The following is a 17,864-nucleotide window of genomic DNA, read 5'->3' as shown; positions in this document are numbered from 1 at the left end:
ATAAGATACATCTATTAAGGAAATGTGAATCCACTGTGAAATTCAGCCATGTTTTGGTAAACGAATCGTAAATGTCGTGCCTTTGTGCTCTTCCGATGCGATTTCGATCTCACCGTGATGGAGGTCGACAATGTGTTTGACGATGGCTAGTCCAAGACCCGTTCCCCCAGAATTACGGCTTCGTGCCTTATCGACACGATAGAAACGTTCGAAGATTCGTTGGGTTTCTTTCGGATGAATACCAATTCCGTCATCTTTGATGATGAGTTGGACAGACTCTTCTCCATCCTCGAGCTGAATCCAGACGTTGCCGCCGTTCGGCGTATAATTCAACGCATTCGCAACCAAGTTGACGACGACCTGTTTCAGACGATTCAGATCTGCTCGGATGAAGACTTCCTCTTCCATTTCGATATGAATCGTCATCTCTTTTTCTGTTGCTCGTCGATGCAGGAGTGCTGCTGTCTCCCGAACGAGACTTGTCACGTCAACGATTGCAGTCTCGAGCTGATAGTTATCTTGTTCTAAACGAGACAGCTCAAGCAAATCTTCTACCAATGTCTGCATTCGTTCCGATTCATCGTGGATGATCCGTAAGAACTGCTCTCGGATTTCCGGAACCTCTTGCGCACCATCGAGTAACGTTTCCGCAAATCCTTTAATGGACGTCAATGGTGTCTTTAATTCATGGCTGACATTCGCGACGAAGTCTTTACGCATTTGTTCCAGTTTTTTGATTTCCGTGATGTCGTTAAAGACGACGGTCGTTCCCTGCACGCGACCGTTCTTATCGAAAATCGGAGCGGCACTGACCATGAACGTCCGGCTATTGATGCCAAATCGAACACTCGACTGCTTTCGATTCGGTTTTTCCGTCAGATAGACATCTTCAATCACCTGACTCATTTTTTCGTTCGGAAGTACACGATAGTACAGCTTCCCACTAGACGGTTCATGAATGTTGAACATTTCCCGATACGTCCGGTTGACGAGCAGGACGTAGCCCTTCTCATCAATCAACATAAGACCGGCGCCCATGTATTCGATCAAAGATTCGAGACGTGCTCGTTGCATTGCTTCACCAGACGATGCGTTTTCGAGATTTCGCGCTAATAGATTGATAGAGCGCCCTAAATCGCGTGATTCATCCGGTGCCGCTAATTCATACACACGCGACTTGTAGTTCCCGTGCGACAGTTCATGTAAAACATCTGTTGCTTCTGCGATTGGACGTAGAAATCGTTTCGTCGACCGATAGATCGTCAAGAATATGATCACTAACGAGGCGAGTAGGGACAGAATGATGACCGTCCAAATCCGTGAATAAATGACGTTCAAGTCTTTTGCATAACGAATGAAACTGACATATACCTCACCACCGTCCGCTGTCGGAACAGGCTTCGTGAATTGGACGACACTGTCATCTGTTTTCGATTCAAACGTACCCTCATCAGGAATCGCTGAAAAATTGAGGGTCGCGACTTTCAGTTTCGTCACATCAACCGGTGTACCGGCAATGATTTCACCCCGACTATTGAATAAAATCATATCGAAGTTTGATTCCGCGTACAACTGATTCACGTACTGGGCCATCTCCGAAACATCGCGCCCTTGTAAGATCGTCTCGACAAGAGAAGTCTCATCCATCAATTTTTCTTTTTCATTTTGGACATAAAATTCTTTGAAGGATTGTCCAAGTAAGAAACCGAGTGCAATCAGCACGAGACTGATGAATGAAAACATTTTAAAGATGAATCGCTTGCGATACTTACTCATTCCGGTTTCGGCTCCTCCATCTTATACCCGAGACCACGAATCGTTTTGATGTAAATCGGTTTTTTCGTATTCGGCTCGATTTTTTCACGGACATGGCTAATGTGCACATCCACGATTCGTGTGTCGCCGACGAAATCATAGTTCCAGATTGCGGATAAGAGTTGATCGCGTGTCAGGACACGCCCCTTATTTTTAGCAAGATATACGAGCAATTCGAATTCCTTAGGTGTCAGTTCAAGACGCTCTTCTGCTTTGAAAGCTTCGTAGTTATCTGGAACGATCTTGACATCACCAATCAGAATCGTCCCATCCGTCACTTCTTCTGAAGGTGTTGTCTGATGACTCATCCGTCGTAAAATCGCTTTCACACGGGCGACGACTTCACGTGGACTAAATGGTTTCGTCAGATAATCGTCCGCACCGAGTTCCAGACCAAGGACTTTATCGAACTCATCATCCTTTGCCGTCAGCATCAAAATCGGCGTATTGATTTTTTGCTGGCGTAGTCGTTTACATACCTCCAAACCATCGAGTTCCGGCAACATGAGATCTAGTACGATCAATGCGGCATCTTGTTTTTCCGCTAATTTTAAACCTGACATCCCATCATGTGCCGTTTCGACGACGAAACCAGCCTGCTCTAGATTAAACTTCAACAGTGTTGCAATCGACAATTCATCATCTACCACGATAATTTTATCTTTCAAACCTTGCATCCCCCTCAAGTTTCGTTCTTTCGAATGAGGAATTCCGTGGAATCCGCTTCGTCTGTCTTCATCTTACCGACTTTCACAGGAAAATCACAAATCTTTCTGCTGTTTCTTTACACAATCTTTAAAGGAGATGCCGAATCTCACTAGATCATTCGTGTAAAAGCTAATAAAACGGGGAAACAATACATATCGTCAATTGTAGGAGGTAGAATGTATGGAATGGAACCATCCCCTTTTTGCAGCCATTACGGCGTGGTTCATCGCCCAAGCAGCGAAGCTTGTCACGAGTTTGGTACGGACACGAAAGTTCGACCTGGAAATCATGTTTGCTTCTGGTGGTATGCCTAGTTCACATAGCTCGACTGTCGTCGCCTTAGCCGTGGTCATCGGTTTTCAGGAAGGCTTCTCGTCCTCACTCTTCGCACTAGCTGCTATATTTGCCACGATCATCATGTATGACGCAACGGGTGTCAGACAAGCAGTCGGTGTTCAGGCAAAATTACTCAATGATTATTTCAAAGGAATTCGTCATGAGACCCCTCTTCTGAATGAGCTCGTCGGTCATACCGAGTTTCAGGTGTTCGTCGGTCTGTTACTCGGACTAGTCGTCGGTCTTCTATGGCCCGTCTTCTTCTTTTAATCCTATGATGTACAACAGCCCATCCAATAATCGGATGGGCTGTTTGAGTATGATATAGCTTATGGTTTCAAGACGACCTTGATGCATCCATCTGTCCGATCATTAAATGTCTGATAGGCAGAAGCAGCATCATCAAGTGCCACTCGGTGTGTCACGATATCCGTCGGATCAAATTCTTGATTGATGATTTTCTGGAATAGTTCCGGCATCAAATGAATGACTGGTGCTTGTCCCATTTTCAGCGTAATATTTCGGGTAAAGAAATCGCCAAGCGGAAACTGATTATATTTTTTAGCGTAGACGCCTGTCAACTGCACAGTACCAAATTTCCGGACAGCGTCCTTTGCAATGTCAATGGCACTCAACGTTCCACCTTGCAGACCAATCTTTTGTTCAATTTTTTCTACAGGGGACATCTTCCCATCAAAACCGACGCAATCAATTACGACGTCTGCCCCACCTTGTGTCAGCTCTTTAATATACGCACCACTTTCTGCGTGATCTGAGAAATTTACTGTCTCGACTTTATTCGTGACTTTAGCATGATTTAATCGATACACTTGATCATCTACCGCAATGACTCGCTTTGCCCCTTGCATCCATGCAAATTTTTGTGTCATTAGTCCAACTGGTCCTGATCCGAGTACAACGACTGTATCTCCTTTTTTCACACCCGCATGCAGAACACTCCAATACGCCGTAGGTAAAACGTCAGATAAAAACAATAGTGCCTCATCTTCTAATTCACATGATTCAGGAATCACGAGTGGCATGAAATTCCCGAACGGAACTTTTAAATATTCCGCCTGACCACCGGGATGTCCACCAAACTCTTCTGTAAAGCCGAAGTACCCACCTGTATCAACATGGGGATTTCCGTTCGAGTTATCACATTGACTCTCCATATCATGTTCACAAAAGAAACAGTGACCACAAGCAACATTAAACGGTAACACGACGCGATCACCACGCTTGACCTTCGTCACACCTGGTCCAACTTCTTCAACGATGCCCATCGGTTCATGACCAATGACATAATCCTTGTGAGCCGGCATATTCCCTTGATAGATGTGTAAATCTGATCCACAAATGGCAGTCGAAGTGATTTTAACGATGATATCATCGTTTTTATCAATCGATGGATCCTGGACTTGTTTGACTTGAACATCTTTTGCTCCTTGGTACGTTACGGCGCGCATGTGGCATCCCCCTTAGTGGAATAGAATGACGTACCTTTGTCCTTACCCTAATACAATCTTTTTTTATACATGTTTATTGAAATTGGAACTTTTCTCCTATATATATCGTATGTTGTGAAAAACACACTTTACACAATTAACCTATGAATGAAAGGAGGCACTCGCGTGGCACGATGCACCGTTTGTCGTCAATCCTGGTCTGCTCGAACAATCTATCGTTTAATCTGGTCTGCTCACGGACTCCCCTGTCCACATTGTCAAAACCGACAACATCTACATATGGAACATCAAGGTCACTTCCTTCGAATCGGATATTTGATTCCTTGGCTGACGTTTCTTCTTATACTGATTTGTCCTTGGTATGCCAAGTTATCGCACTATGCTTCTCCTCATCGGTTATGACGAGACAAAAAAGACGAACTTGTCACTTTCGACAAGTTCGTCTTTTTTTAGAATCAAGATTTTAATAAGTCGAGTACAGAACGGACTGTAGAGGCAGAGCGATTCAAAGCCTCTTGCTCTTCAGTCGTCAGTTCGAGTTCATAGACATGCTCAACACCGTTTCCGCCAAGAATGACCGGTACACCGAAATACATATCGTCATATCCATATTCGCCTTCGAGATAAGCAATGGCAGGTAGAATACGTCGCTGGTCCTTCAAGATCGCCTCGACCATCTCAGCAATTGCTGCTGCCGGTGCGTAGTAAGCGGAACCGCTTCCGAGTAACTGAACGATTTCACCGCCGCCTTTACGTGTTCGGTCAACGATCGCCTCTAACCGCTCCTTGGATATCAGTCTCTCGATTGGAATGCCTCCTGCCTGAGAATAGCGCAGTAGCGGCACCATGTCATCTCCGTGTCCTCCGAGTACGAATCCCGATACATCCTTTACAGAAACGTTCAGTTCCTCTGCTAAGAATGTCCGGAAACGTGCCGTGTCGAGGACACCGGATTGACCGATGACACGCTCTTTTGGAAAACCAGATGCTTGATAGACTGTATACGTCATCGCATCGACCGGATTCGTCAAAACAATGATGATCGATTCCGGTGCATGCGCGACGATTTCCTTCGTCACAGCCGTCATGACGGCAGCATTCGTACTCACGAGGTCCTCACGGCTCATCCCTGGCTTCCGAGCGATACCGGCAGTGATGACGACGATATCCGCACCGTTGATGTCGGCATAGTTCGATGTCCCTTTTACTGAAGCATCAAACCCGAGGATCGGCGCTGCCTCTTGCATATCGAGCGCCTTTCCTTTCGTCGGATTCTCTTGCTCGGGTCGGTCGACGAGGACGACATCTCCTAGCTCTCGCTGAGCAAGATAGAGTGCTGTCGTTGCGCCCGTAAAGCCACTTCCTATGACTGCGATTTTCTTCCGTCTGTTCATCGACTCATTCCTCCTGATCGGATTACATGTTTTTGATGAGTTCGTCCGCGAATTCAGAACACTTCACTTCAGTCGCACCATCCATGAGACGTGCGAAGTCGTATGTGACAACTTTCGATTCAATCGATGTTTCCATCGATTTGATGATGAGATCTGCTGCTTCGTTCCAGCCGAGGTGACGGAACATCATTTCGCCTGACAAGATGACAGACGATGGGTTTACTTTATCAAGTCCAGCGTATTTCGGTGCTGTACCGTGAGTGGCTTCAAAGATCGCATGACCTGTCATGTAGTTGATGTTTGCTCCAGGTGCGATTCCGATACCACCGACTTGTGCAGCAAGTGCATCTGAGATGTAGTCACCGTTCAAGTTCATTGTCGCAACGACATCGAACTCTTTTGGACGAGTCAAGATTTGTTGTAAGAAGATATCAGCGATTGAGTCTTTCACGATCAACTTACCAGCAGCTTCTGCGTCTGCTTGTGCTTTGTTCGCAGCATCTGTTCCTTCTTCTTCCTTGATACGATCATACTGGTTCCAAGTGAAGACGTGCTCTGCGTATTCACGCTCAGCAAGCTCATAACCCCAGTTTTTGAAAGCTCCCTCAGTGAACTTCATGATGTTTCCTTTGTGAACGAGCGTCAACGAAGCGCGCTTGTGCTCAAGTGCGTATTCGATCGCTGCACGAACGAGGCGTTCTGTTCCCTCTTTTGAAATCGGTTTGATTCCAAGACCAGATGTCTCAGGGAAGCGGATTTTATTGACACCCATTTCGTTTTGAAGGAACTCAAGCAGTTTTGCAGCGCCTTCGCTACCTTCTGCGTATTCGATTCCTGCGTAGATGTCTTCAGTATTTTCACGGAAGATGACCATGTCTGTATCTTCTGGGCGTTTAACCGGTGAAGGAACACCTGTGAAGTAACGAACTGGACGAAGGCATGTGTACAAATCAAGTTCTTGACGTAGAGCAACGTTCAACGAACGGATTCCGCCGCCGACTGGTGTCGTAAGTGGTCCTTTGATTGCGATGATGTGCTCGCGAATGAGGTCAAGTGTCTCTTCCGGTAACCAGTTGCCTGTTTTGTTGAATGCTTTTTCACCAGCGTAGACTTCTTTCCATTCGATTTTCTTTTCACCGTTGTATGCTTTTTCAACTGCTGCATCAAACACACGTACCGCTGCGTTCCAGATATCAGGTCCTGTTCCGTCACCAATGATGAACGGAATGATTGGAGCGTTTGGAACTTGAAGTGTACCGTTAGTTACTGTGATGTTTTCGCCTTGAAGTGTAGCCATGTCTAAAAATCCCCCTTAAGTAATTGTAATCTACATCAAAAATCAGGAGAGGATTGCTCCTCCCCGTCCTTTTAACGTTCTTGGATGGACACGTATGTCCGGTGCGTTTCACCCGTGTAGTCTGCACGCGGGCGAATCAGACGGTTATCGCTATACTGCTCTAAAATGTGCGCCAACCAACCTGACATCCGACTTACTGCAAAGATTGGAGTGAATAGTTCTGTATCAAGTCCAAGTGCATGGTACGTAGAAGCGGAATAGAAATCAACATTTGGTTTCAATCCTTTTTCCGATTGGACGATTTTGTCGATCTTAACTGACATCTCATACCATTTCGGCTCCCCGATTTGAGCAGTCAGCTGACGACTCATTTCTTGAAGGTGCTTCGCACGTGGATCGCCGTCCTTGTAGACACGGTGACCGAAGCCCATGATTTTTTGCTTGTTCTCAAGTTTATTATGAACATACTCGTCAACCTTTTCAACCGAATCAATTTCTAACAACATCTTCATGACGGCTTCGTTCGCGCCACCGTGAAGTGGTCCTTTTAATGCGCCCATCGCTGCCGTCACACCTGAGTAGACGTCAGAGAGCGTCGCGACACACACGCGTGCTGTGAACGTCGAAGCGTTCAACTCGTGGTCAGCGTGAAGAACGAGCGCTTGGTTGAAGGCTTTTTCTGCAACTTCCGTTGGCTCGTCACCCGTCAACATGAACAAGAAGTTTCCTGCGTATGAAAGACCTGTTTTAGGTGCGATCGGTTCTTGTCCTTTTTTGATACGGGCGTAAGCTGTGACGAGTGTTGCGATTTGTGCCTGTAATTTGATGGCTTTAGCGTAATTCGCCTCAGTCGACATATCTTCCGATGTCTCATCGTAAAGCGCGAGTTGAGAGAGCGCTGTTCGAATCGTCGCCATCGCATTCGCCGACTTCGGTGCTGCCTTCATCGTTTCAAGAACGGCAGTCGCAACCGTTGCTTCGGAAATGAGTGCTTCCGATAGTTGCTTCAATTCCTCTTCTTTTGGTAGACGGTCGTTCCACAATAAGAAGACGACTTCCTCAAATGAGGCGTGCTCCGCCAAATCATCAATCGTATAACCGCCATACGTCAATTGACCATCGATGATCGAACTGATTTTCGATGAAGTCGCGACGATTCCTTCTAAACCTTTAGTTTGCGTCATGACAATAATCCCCCTTTTTTTCCCCAGAAATTTAAAACGCTTTCATTTCCGTATTGAAAAAAAGACGTCCACTCAAGAGTCGTTCCCCATGCTTGTAGCGCTGTACTCTTGAATAGACCATCTTGTTTCTGTTCTTAGTATAAACAAAATTACCCAAAAAGTGAATGAACTTGCATACTATTATCAAAAAATTAATTCAGTTACTTTGCTGATTCGGCTCATCCTGTGAACGCTTTTGCGATGACATCCCACATTCCAATGACGAGCGCCGCGATTCCAGCACCAATCAATGGTCCAACCGGTACACCTCTAAAGAGTCCGACCGCAAGTATCGTTCCAGCTAGCAAGGCTGTCGTCACGAGTGGATCTTCTTTCATCAGTCCAACACCGTGTGCTGCGACGATTGCAACAAAAATTCCTGATAAAAATGAGATGATGCCGATGTGTCCCCGAATACTTTGGAGCAACTCCTTAAATCCGATATCCCCTGCTGCAATCGGTACGAGGATCGCTGCCGTGATCAATGTGACGCCCCACGTGATCCCCTTTGCCTGCAAGGAAGGAAACAGTCTACCATCCAGCCCGATTGCCTTGATGATCAGCAGGAAGGCTGCAGCGATGATTAATGATTTATTTTGTGCGATGACCCCGATGAAGACGAGGGCAATCAAAAAAAGATAAGCTTCCATACGTCCTCCTCATACAAAAAAAAGGCGGACATGACCTAAGTCACGTCCGTCATGAATGGATTATGCGTTATATAGTTTACCTGTCAATGGATCGATTGAGATCATTTGACCGTCTTTGAAGACTGTCAATGCATCTTCGACACCAACGATGACTGGTTTACCGAGTGATGGTCCAACGATTCCAGCATGGCTTGTCAATCCGCCATCAACTGTGATCATCGCTGCAGCCATCTCGATTGCAGGCATCATGTCACGATCAGTTGAGTTCGTAACGAGGATCATGCCTGGCTTCGCTTTAGAGTTTGCTTCTTCAGCATTGTTTGCGATGACGACTTCGCCAACGACTCCACGCTCACCGATACCGCGACCGTTTGCGATCTCTTTACCGACGATGTGGATTTTCAACATGTTCGTTGTACCAGCAGTCAAAGCAGGAATACCTGCTGAGATGACGACGAGATCACCATCTGTGACGAAACCAGCGTCTTTTGCTGTGTCCGCAGCAAGTGTCAACATGTCATCCGTGTTGTCTGAAAGATGATCAACGACGATTGGGTACACGCCCCATACGATGTTCAACTGACGTGCGACACGTGCGCTTGGTGTAACAGCGACGATGTTTGGCTCTGGACGGTATTTCGAGATACGTGCAGCCGTGTAACCCGATTGTGTCGGTGTCAAGATTGCTTTTGCGTCCAAGTTGATCGCAGTGTGCGTAACCGCTTGAGCGATTGCATCCGTTACTGTGTGCTCACTACGTGTCTGACGATCTTTCAACAAGAGCTTGTAGTCGAGCATTTTTTCTGTACGTTTTGCGATCGAGTGCATCATTTGGACAGATTCGATCGGGTAGTCCCCTGCTGCTGTCTCACCTGAAAGCATGATTGCATCCGTACCATCAAGAATCGCGTTCGCGACGTCTGATGCTTCAGCACGTGTTGGACGTGGGAAACGTTGCATCGAGTCAAGCATTTGTGTTGCTGTAATGACTGGTTTACCGAAGTCGTTACAAAGCTTGATCAAGTCTTTTTGAGTTGGCGTGACTTCTTCCGTTGGAATCTCGATACCGAGGTCACCACGCGCTACCATCAAACCGTCCGAAATCGCAAGGATTTCTTCGATGTTATCGACACCTTCTTGGTTCTCGATTTTCGGGAAGATTTTGATGTGGCTCGCGTTGTTTTTCTCAAGCAATTGACGAATCGCAACGACGTCTGACGCACGGCGCACGAAAGATGCCGCGATCAAATCGATATCGCTCTTGATACCGAACTCGATATCCGCAATATCTTTTTCTGTCAAAGCAGGAAGGTTAACCTTCACGTTTGGCAAGTTAACGCCTTTTTTCGTCTTGATGACGCCTTCGTTTTCGATTGAACAACGAAGCTCACGGTTCGGAAGTTTTTCAGTGACACGAAGACCGATGAGACCGTCATCAAGCATGATCATCGAACCAACTTCGACGTCATCATAGAGTCCTTCATACGTGACAGAGAATTTATCTTTCGTTCCGACGATTTCGTTTGCGTCTCCGCTAACGATGATGACTTCTTGACCACGTTCGAGAAGCGCTTTTCCTTCTTCAAACGAATGTGTACGGATTTCTGGTCCTTTCGTATCAAGAAGAATCGTAACGATTTTGTTTGCTTCTTTCGCTGCACGACGGATATCCGTGATACGTGCACCGTGTTCTTCATAATCGCCGTGTGAGAAGTTCAAACGAGCAACGTTCATACCTGCTTCAATCATTTCTGGAAGACGTTTTTCTGACGCCGGTCCAATCGTACATACAATTTTAGTTCTACGCATATTCCATAAACCTCCTACGGTGTTTGGCCAAGTGCTCTTGTCCATTCCAATCCTATCGACGTTCGTTAAATCGAAAGCTGTTTTGAAAGCTCGAGAATATCAAGATCCAGCTCATGTTTATTTTCGTCGAGTGCCTCATCGATATCGAGATCGATCATCTTACCACCACGTACACCTACGACACGTCCTTGTTTTCCTTGAAGTAGGATTTCGATGGCATGCGCCCCCATCCGACTTGCAAGTACACGGTCCGCTGCCGTTGGTGCTCCACCACGTTGAACGTGACCAAGAACCGTGACGCGTGTATCGAGACCTGTTTCTTTTGCGATAGCGTCTCCAACGTCCTGAGCACGGCCTGCACCTTCAGCGACGATGACGATTGAGTGTTTCTTACCGCGGTCGACACCACTTTGAATGCGATCGAGGACTTCTTTTAAATCTTCAGGACGCTCGGGAACAAGAATCGATTCTGCTCCACCAGCAAGTCCTGCATATAATGCGATATCACCCGCATCGCGTCCCATGACTTCAATGACATACGTTCGCTCATGCGACGATGCCGTATCACGAATTTTATCGATCGCTTCAAGCGCCGTGTTGAGCGCTGTATCAAAACCGATCGTATAGTCCGTTCCAGGGATGTCGTTATCGATCGTACCTGGAAGTCCAATTGTCGGGAAACCAAGTCCCGTCAATTTTTGGGCACCACGATACGACCCGTCTCCGCCTACGACGACGAGTGCATCAATTTCAAATTTCTTTAGATTGACGACCGCTTTTGCTCGTCCTTCTTCTGTACGGAACTCAGGGCAACGTGCTGAACGTAGGAACGTTCCACCTCGTTGAATGATGTCACCGACTGATCCAAGGTTCAACTGGACGATGTCCCCGTTGATTAATCCTTGATAGCCATTGTAGACACCAAATACTTCTAAGCCATGAAAAATCGCTTTACGCGTGACAGCACGCACCGCGGCATTCATACCTGGTGCATCGCCGCCACTCGTTAAGACAGCAATCCGTTTTAAACTCACGTTAATCACCTCTCCATTAATCTGAATCTAAAATAGCACGTTGTTTTCTTGTTTTACAACAGGGCAGATTGCATAAACTTTCACTAGCTTTTTCATCATCGATTCCGGAAATGAGGAATATCAATCATGATAGCGATTACATGGTGCTTATGTGCCAATTTGGTGATATTTTTCGGTCCGCTGATCGATGAGCTCTTCCTTGGTCAGATGAACCAATGATTCAAGTTTCTGTACCAATACAGTTTTTAATTTATCCGCCTGTAATGACACATCGAGATGCGCCCCTCCGACGACTTCTGGAATGATGGCATCCGCGATCCCGAGTCGTAATAAATCAGGTGCTGTGATCTTCATCGATTCCGCCGCTTTCTCCGCAAGACTTGCATCTTTCCATAATAATGCTGCAGCACCTTCAGGAGAGATGACCGAATACGTTGAATTCTCGAGCATCAAAAGTTGGTCACATACTCCGATTCCTAAAGCACCACCTGATCCACCTTCACCGATGACGATGGAGATGATTGGAACTGTCATACCAGCCATCTCAAATAAGTTTTTCGCGATGGCCTCACTCTGACCACGTTCTTCTGCCGCACGTCCTGGGTAAGCCCCTTTCGTGTCGATGAACGTAATGATCGGTCGATTGAATTTCTCCGCTTGTTGCATGAGACGTAGTGCTTTTCGGTACCCCTCCGGATGTGGCATCCCGAAATTACGACGAATGTTTTCTTTTGTGTCTTTTCCGCGTTGATGACCGATGATCGTCACCGGACGACCATTCAGTGTTCCGATTCCACCGACGATTGCCGCATCATCATATCCATGACGATCGCCGTGCAACTCGATGAAGTCTTCACAAATGAATTCAATGTAATCGAGTGTCGTTGGACGTTCTGGATGACGTGCCAATTGAACGCGATTCCACGCTTTCATATTCCCGTAAATATCGAGTTCTAACCGATGAAGGCGTTCTTCAAGAAGTTGGAGTTCTTCCTTGAAGTCTAGTCCTTGTGTTTCCGCCATATCATGGAGCTCAAGAATTTTTTCGCGTAACGCGATGACTGGTTGGTCAAATGGTTGCATGGTTCGTTCCCTCCGCATGTAGCTTTAAGATTCGCGTATAGTACGTTTTCAGATCATGTCGTGATACGACATCGTCCAGTTGACCTGCTTGTAATAAGAATTCTGCTGTTTGGAAATCTTCCGGTAGTTTTTCACGTATCGTCTGTTCGATGATCCGTCGACCTGCAAACCCGATCAACGCCCCCGGTTCAGCGATGTTAAAGTCACCGAGCATCGCAAAACTCGCTGATACCCCGCCGGTCGTCGGATGCGTCATACAAGAAATATAAAGTAATCCAGCATCTGAATGCTGTTTTAAGAAGAGACTCGATTTCGCCATCTGCATGAGACTAACCATTCCCTCTTGCATCCGTGCTCCACCTGAAGCGGAGAAAATCGTGACAGGTAGACGATGTTTCGTTGCGTAACGAACCGCTTCAGAAATCGCAGCACCGACCGCTGCACCCATCGAGCCCATCCGGAATCGTGCATCCATGACACAAGCGACGAGTGGGTGACCATTCACATTCCCGACGCCACAGACGATCGCTTCTTCAAGACCCGTTCTGACTTGGTCGCCCTTTAATTTTTCCGGGTAATCCTGGAATCCAAGCGGATCCGCTTGAACTGCCGGTAAGTCGAAATACGTCACCGAACCTTCATCGAATAATTGCGTAAAACGTTCTTGCGCTGTCAACGGGTGATGATACCCACATGAACAGACACGTAAGTTCGCCTCCAATTGTTTCGTATATTGGATTAATTTACATTTCGGACATTTCGTCATTAGGCCAACTGGCACATCGACACGCTGCTCCTTCGAAGTCAGCGTGACGAACTTTTTAGGTTTTCGAAAAAATGCTTGCACGTTCAGTTCCCCCTTGTCATCCTATGGGCGGTTCAAGAGTTGTTCCCGTTCCGCCTGCGTATAGAGTTCCCCTTGACCGAAGCTTTTATGGAAGGCATTGACTTGTCGCCAGATTCGTTCAAACAAATCGTTATCGACCGTCTGAATCAACGTCTCACGAAACGCTGCATCGGATGATACGACTGGTGCAAGCACCGAAAGGTCATCCAGCTGCGTGAGCGCTGCTTGCTCAAGCAAGCGGAGCGTTCCTGCCAAGTCTTCGAACTTCGAATCGCCAGTCACTAAGAATTGAGCGATGATTTGAATATAGGTATGATCGTCACGGTTCAATAGAAAGCTTCCGCCTCCATGTCGTGTCTCGACGATTCCTAAATAAGCGAGCGTCCGTAATGCTTCTCGTACGGACGGTCGACTGATGGATAGTCGTTCTGCCAGTTCCCGTTCTGATGGAATACGGTCTCCTGGAACTAATCCATCTTGTTCGATCATCAATTTAATCGCCGCGATATTGGCTTCAAACGCATTTCGTTTCTTCTCCATATCGATACGGCACCACCTTTCTGACCCTTAAGTCGGTTGCTTCAATCGGTGGCATTGGTCAGACCAATTACCCCTTATTATAACAAATCTTATTACCTAGTACTAGTTTGAGCGGGGGACATTTTTCAGGACGACATGATCCTCGCCAAACCGAATACGTAGCCGAGCTAGTAATTCCTCATCATGCTGCACTGCATAGAGCGGCGGTAACGATTTCGTCTCGCGTGAATCCGCGTAGCGAACGACGACTGGAATATCGCCTGGTACTGCTTCAAGCAACTGTTCGAGTGCGGCCAGCTCATTTTTTGAGGTTAACTTGACGAATAGCACATCTTGCCCAAGCGGACGCAGACGTTCCAAAATGAACTGACGCTCCCCTTCGCGATCCTGCACCTTTAGTTCAATCAGCAAGACGTTCCCTAAATAAAGTGATCGACGGAATCGTTCATATTGATTCGGGAAGACGACGACCTCTTCATTCGAATATCCGTCGACTGCCTGAATGACCGCCATCGTTTGACCGCGTTTCGTCTTGAATTCTCGAATCTGATCAATATAACAGACTAAATAATGTGTTTCCGAACCGACGCCAAGGTCATGGAAATAAGCAGATTCAACCGGAGCTTTCATTGCTGTCGTCAACGGCGAATACGTCAACCAGAACCCAAGCGCTTCCCGTTCTAATCGTGCCCAATCGGAATCACTTCGTTTCGAGGACTTCTGTGTCCGGCGTTTCCCGAGAATTGCCAACTCGTCTGGAAGTAATGTATTCGACGACTCAGTGAAATATTCGAGTACTTCTTGTTCAGCGAGTCCGCGATCGCCGTGTGTCGCTCGATCTAGCGCACCACTGTAGAGTAACAATTCGATTTTTGCGCGCTCCTTCTTACCCCATCCGACGTGGGTCAATAGATCAGCAATCGTCGCCGTGTGCTTTGATGCTTCCTTTACACGTTCGAACTCTCGCTCGGAAATACCTTTAATCACATGTATTCCGAGACGAATCCCTTTGCCTTCTAACGAAGAACGGTAATCGGAAATCCAGACGTCCGGCGATAAAACAGGAAGACGTCGTTCGCGCATCAATCGGACGAGACGCTCCGGTTGTTCGACCGAGACGAGTAAGAAAATGTGTGGGAAATGCGCTTTGATATATCCGAGGGCGTAACTAATCTTTGAATAGGCGACCGCATGGCTTCGGTTGAATCCATACCCAGCAAATCGCTCAATTTGTTCATAGAGTGAATGTGCAATCGCATCATCGAATCCATTCGATTTTGCTCCTTCGAGAAAACGAACCCGTTCCTGTTCGAGCGAATCCGTACTTTTCTTAGAAATCGCACGTCGTAATAAATCTGCTTGTGCGAGTGTAAATCCAGCCACTCGACGAGTGATTTCCATGACTTGTTCCTGATAGACGATGATGCCATACGTTGGTGCAAGTACGTCTTCTAATACGGGATGTAACATCTGATAAGGTTGACCAGCTTTTCGTTTCGCGTACAGATCAATGAATTTCATTGGTCCCGGACGATAGAGTGACATCGTTGCTACCAAATCCTCGAACCGATTCGGTTTGACTTCGCGCAACGTTTGTTTCATACCTGTCGACTCGAATTGGAAAATATCATCCGTCTCGGCGCGGGCAAAGACTTGGAATGTCGCGCGGTCTTCTTCCGGAATTTGCGTGAGCGTAAAGGATGGCTGTTCTCGTCGAATCAATTCTTCCATCCGACGCAAACGACTGAGATTTCGTAATCCTAACAAGTCAATTTTCAACAATCCTTGACGTTCCAATGCCTGCATCAAAAACTGCGTCACATAGCGTTCATTTGGTCCCGTTTCAACGGGTGTCGTCTCAACGAGCTGTTTAGATCCAATGACGACGCCAGCCGCGTGAACCGAACGTTGTCGCGGGAGACCCTCGACCGCTTGCGCTAGTTGCAACAGTTGCCGGCGCTTTTCGCTTCCAGAGAACCAGCGATATGTCTGTTTGTTTTGTTCGATTCCTTGTAACGTCGTGGATTTTCCAAGCTGTTTGACCGCAGCATCTAATTCATCCTTCGAAAACTCTAGCGTCCGTCCGACGTCTCGCAAAGCGGCTTTGGCACCGAGCGTCGACAATGTACCGATTTGAGCGACGTGATCTTTTCCATAACGCATCACGAGATCCTCTAATACTTCTTCGCGTCGTTCATCTTCGATATCGATATCGATATCCGGCATCGAAATCCGCTCGGGGTTCAAGAAACGTTCGAATAGTAATCCATACTTCAATGGATCCACCGTCGTGATCCCAAGCGCATAGCTGACAAGTGATCCGGCTGCTGAGCCTCGACCGGGTCCAACGAAGATGCCTTTCGCTTTTGCACTACGTACGAGTTCTTCAACGATTAAAAAATAATCGGCAAATCCTGTCTTATGGATGACTGATAGTTCATAAGCGAGACGTTCCCGCGCTTCATTACTTTCATGACCATGTGCCAGTAACCCTTCCTCAGCACGTTTCCGTAATAACGCATTCGAGTCTTCCGCGACACGCGGCAGTGGACGTTGTTGAAACGGTAATTCCAAGCGTTCAGATGTCGTAGCAAACTGCTCCGCCATCGTAATTTCTCGCTCGGTAAAGTCTTCGAGTAACTCTTCCCGGGTCTTTAAATGCATCAGACGATCTGTCTTTTGGTCTTGGAACGTTGTCGCTTCACCAATCGCACGTATCGCTTGATACGCTGGCGCTTCATCTCGACGGATGTAACGAACAGGATCGACTGGGACGGTCTCAACACCAAGCGCTGCTGCGACTTCGCGGTAACGCGCACGACTCTCTCGTTCGACCGTTGAGCGACTAGAGGTCACACCCATATATGTACGCGCTCCTTGAACATGTCCCATCCATTGAACGAAGGAACGACGTAGACGCGTCGCATCTTCAGAGGCTTGACGCAGTGGCACGAGCACCGCGATCAGTGATGAAACTTCAGTCTCCCCTTGTTGACTGGCTAGTCGATACAGTTGACGCAGTCCATCAGAAGAAAAAGCAAACCATAAGATACAAAATTCTTCTTCTTCGATTCGCTGCTCCCATCCGACGATCGGTTGCATATTTCGACGCTGACATGCATCGATGAATGCGGGAACTCCTGTTAATGTCGTTTCACAGATGACCGCTCGTCCGATGTGTCGACGGACTAGTTCATCGAGATAGGGCTCGATTCGAACTAAACTCTGCAATGGACTAAACTGCGTTCGAACATTTATATGCATCTTCCATTCTCCTTTCTCTTCTGATGGATGTTTTTAAAAGTTTTCAGAACCTTCATATCTAACTGACTCAAGTACTCGCCATCTGATTTATTATTCGATACAATAAGTATAGAAATATCATGACGGGTACGGAAGGAGCGTTTCTCATGATTTTGAATCGCAGTCAAATCGCACGTGAAAAAGTCGAACAATTAAAGCTCGGTGTTACCGCTTTTACTGAAACGGAAGAAATCGCTGAGAAGATTCGCAAATCTGTCGCTGAACTTCAACTGAATGTCATTGAAGATCACACAGATCGTGGCGTTTGGTTCATTCCGCAAGACGAAACAAAAACGCAATAAGCGTAAAAAGGCTGTTCGCTTCGCTTCCTCAATGAGAGGAGTGAGACCGAGCAG

At 46.9% G+C, this 17,864-nt stretch carries 15 protein-coding genes; 2 read left to right on the top strand and 13 right to left on the bottom strand.

Translation table 11 applies throughout. The annotated features are described in order from the left end of the window. Positions 1–42 precede the first annotated feature (42 nt). Together pnpS and KNQ14_RS02965 are read right to left on the bottom strand one after the other, a co-directional pair. On the bottom strand, positions 43–1,776 hold the full coding sequence (pnpS, locus tag KNQ14_RS02970) for a two-component system histidine kinase PnpS (RefSeq protein WP_214746581.1): 1,734 nt from the start codon (positions 1,774–1,776) through the stop codon (positions 43–45). Continuing rightward, the gene (locus tag KNQ14_RS02965) at positions 1,773–2,492 is read right to left on the bottom strand and encodes a response regulator (protein WP_370567751.1); all 720 of its coding nucleotides are present in this window, start codon (positions 2,490–2,492) and stop codon (positions 1,773–1,775) included. Before KNQ14_RS02965 ends, pnpS begins: the two co-directional genes overlap by 4 nt. A gap of 211 nt (positions 2,493–2,703) precedes the next feature. Here KNQ14_RS02965 and KNQ14_RS02960 point away from each other — a divergent pair, with 211 nt between their 5' ends. Continuing rightward, on the top strand, positions 2,704–3,129 hold the full coding sequence (locus KNQ14_RS02960; protein ID WP_214746584.1) for a divergent PAP2 family protein: 426 nt from the start codon (positions 2,704–2,706) through the stop codon (positions 3,127–3,129). Between the two features lie 59 nt (positions 3,130–3,188). On the opposite strand, the gene KNQ14_RS02955 is transcribed toward KNQ14_RS02960, so the two are convergent. From KNQ14_RS02955 to dnaE, 11 genes are all read right to left on the bottom strand, one after another. Then, positions 3,189–4,328, bottom strand: a complete 1,140-nt coding sequence (locus KNQ14_RS02955) for a zinc-dependent alcohol dehydrogenase (protein ID WP_023469032.1) — start codon at positions 4,326–4,328, stop codon at positions 3,189–3,191. Positions 4,329–4,783: 455 nt separating this feature from the next. After that, the gene (gene mdh / locus KNQ14_RS02950; RefSeq protein ID WP_214746587.1) at positions 4,784–5,722 is read right to left on the bottom strand and encodes a malate dehydrogenase; all 939 of its coding nucleotides are present in this window, start codon (positions 5,720–5,722) and stop codon (positions 4,784–4,786) included. A gap of 22 nt (positions 5,723–5,744) precedes the next feature. Further along, positions 5,745–7,019 carry an NADP-dependent isocitrate dehydrogenase gene (gene icd, locus KNQ14_RS02945; protein ID WP_058703891.1) on the bottom strand — a complete coding sequence of 425 codons (1,275 nt, stop codon included), beginning with the start codon at positions 7,017–7,019 and terminating at the stop codon, positions 5,745–5,747. Between the two features lie 71 nt (positions 7,020–7,090). Further along, positions 7,091–8,203 (bottom strand): citrate synthase, encoded by a 1,113-nt coding sequence (citZ, locus tag KNQ14_RS02940; protein ID WP_214859598.1) that lies wholly within the window; start codon positions 8,201–8,203, stop codon positions 7,091–7,093. A 218-nt stretch (positions 8,204–8,421) separates the two neighbouring features. Beyond that, entirely contained in the window at positions 8,422–8,892 is a 471-nt protein-coding gene (locus KNQ14_RS02935) for a DUF441 domain-containing protein (protein WP_023469036.1), read from the bottom strand. A 60-nt stretch (positions 8,893–8,952) separates the two neighbouring features. Beyond that, positions 8,953–10,701 carry a pyruvate kinase gene (gene pyk / locus KNQ14_RS02930; RefSeq protein ID WP_050677653.1) on the bottom strand — a complete coding sequence of 583 codons (1,749 nt, stop codon included), beginning with the start codon at positions 10,699–10,701 and terminating at the stop codon, positions 8,953–8,955. A 65-nt stretch (positions 10,702–10,766) separates the two neighbouring features. Further along, positions 10,767–11,735 (bottom strand): 6-phosphofructokinase, encoded by a 969-nt coding sequence (gene pfkA, locus KNQ14_RS02925; protein ID WP_214859595.1) that lies wholly within the window; start codon positions 11,733–11,735, stop codon positions 10,767–10,769. A 147-nt stretch (positions 11,736–11,882) separates the two neighbouring features. Next, a complete protein-coding gene (gene accA, locus KNQ14_RS02920) occupies positions 11,883–12,818 on the bottom strand; it encodes an acetyl-CoA carboxylase carboxyl transferase subunit alpha (protein WP_214746593.1) in 936 nt (311 codons plus the stop codon). Beyond that, the gene (accD, locus tag KNQ14_RS02915) at positions 12,805–13,665 is read right to left on the bottom strand and encodes an acetyl-CoA carboxylase, carboxyltransferase subunit beta (RefSeq protein ID WP_023469040.1); all 861 of its coding nucleotides are present in this window, start codon (positions 13,663–13,665) and stop codon (positions 12,805–12,807) included. The genes accA and accD overlap by 14 nt, the downstream gene beginning before the upstream one ends. A gap of 21 nt (positions 13,666–13,686) precedes the next feature. Further along, the gene (locus tag KNQ14_RS02910; RefSeq protein WP_023469041.1) at positions 13,687–14,205 is read right to left on the bottom strand and encodes a FadR/GntR family transcriptional regulator; all 519 of its coding nucleotides are present in this window, start codon (positions 14,203–14,205) and stop codon (positions 13,687–13,689) included. Between the two features lie 102 nt (positions 14,206–14,307). Then, positions 14,308–17,469, bottom strand: coding sequence for a DNA polymerase III subunit alpha (gene dnaE / locus KNQ14_RS02905; protein WP_214859590.1), 3,162 nt, complete (start codon positions 17,467–17,469; stop codon positions 14,308–14,310). A 146-nt stretch (positions 17,470–17,615) separates the two neighbouring features. Between dnaE and KNQ14_RS02900 the strand changes: the two genes are divergently transcribed. Further along, the gene (locus KNQ14_RS02900) at positions 17,616–17,810 is read left to right on the top strand and encodes a YtzJ family protein (protein WP_023469043.1); all 195 of its coding nucleotides are present in this window, start codon (positions 17,616–17,618) and stop codon (positions 17,808–17,810) included. Positions 17,811–17,864 lie beyond the last annotated feature (54 nt).

This window comes from Exiguobacterium sp. s161 (assembly GCF_018619045.1).
GTDB classification, from domain to species: domain Bacteria; phylum Bacillota; class Bacilli; order Exiguobacteriales; family Exiguobacteriaceae; genus Exiguobacterium_A; species Exiguobacterium_A indicum.
Note: the sequence above shows the minus strand (reverse complement) of the source record. Positions and strands in the feature narration are given on the sequence as shown.

Bases quoted from the DNA above. Each gene is read 5' to 3' on its own strand.
- pnpS (WP_214746581.1), bottom strand. From the start codon at position 1,776: ATGAGTAAGTATCGCAAGCGATTCATCTTTAAAATGTTTTCATTCATC.
- KNQ14_RS02965 (WP_370567751.1), bottom strand. From the start codon at position 2,492: ATGCAAGGTTTGAAAGATAAAATTATCGTGGTAGATGATGAATTGTCG.
- KNQ14_RS02960 (WP_214746584.1), top strand. From the start codon at position 2,704: ATGGAATGGAACCATCCCCTTTTTGCAGCCATTACGGCGTGGTTCATC.
- KNQ14_RS02955 (WP_023469032.1), bottom strand. From the start codon at position 4,328: ATGCGCGCCGTAACGTACCAAGGAGCAAAAGATGTTCAAGTCAAACAA.
- mdh (WP_214746587.1), bottom strand. From the start codon at position 5,722: ATGAACAGACGGAAGAAAATCGCAGTCATAGGAAGTGGCTTTACGGGC.
- icd (WP_058703891.1), bottom strand. From the start codon at position 7,019: ATGGCTACACTTCAAGGCGAAAACATCACAGTAACTAACGGTACACTT.
- citZ (WP_214859598.1), bottom strand. From the start codon at position 8,203: ATGACGCAAACTAAAGGTTTAGAAGGAATCGTCGCGACTTCATCGAAA.
- KNQ14_RS02935 (WP_023469036.1), bottom strand. From the start codon at position 8,892: ATGGAAGCTTATCTTTTTTTGATTGCCCTCGTCTTCATCGGGGTCATC.
- pyk (WP_050677653.1), bottom strand. From the start codon at position 10,701: ATGCGTAGAACTAAAATTGTATGTACGATTGGACCGGCGTCAGAAAAA.
- accA (WP_214746593.1), bottom strand. From the start codon at position 12,818: ATGCAACCATTTGACCAACCAGTCATCGCGTTACGCGAAAAAATTCTT.
- KNQ14_RS02910 (WP_023469041.1), bottom strand. From the start codon at position 14,205: ATGGAGAAGAAACGAAATGCGTTTGAAGCCAATATCGCGGCGATTAAA.
- dnaE (WP_214859590.1), bottom strand. From the start codon at position 17,469: ATGCATATAAATGTTCGAACGCAGTTTAGTCCATTGCAGAGTTTAGTT.
- KNQ14_RS02900 (WP_023469043.1), top strand. From the start codon at position 17,616: ATGATTTTGAATCGCAGTCAAATCGCACGTGAAAAAGTCGAACAATTA.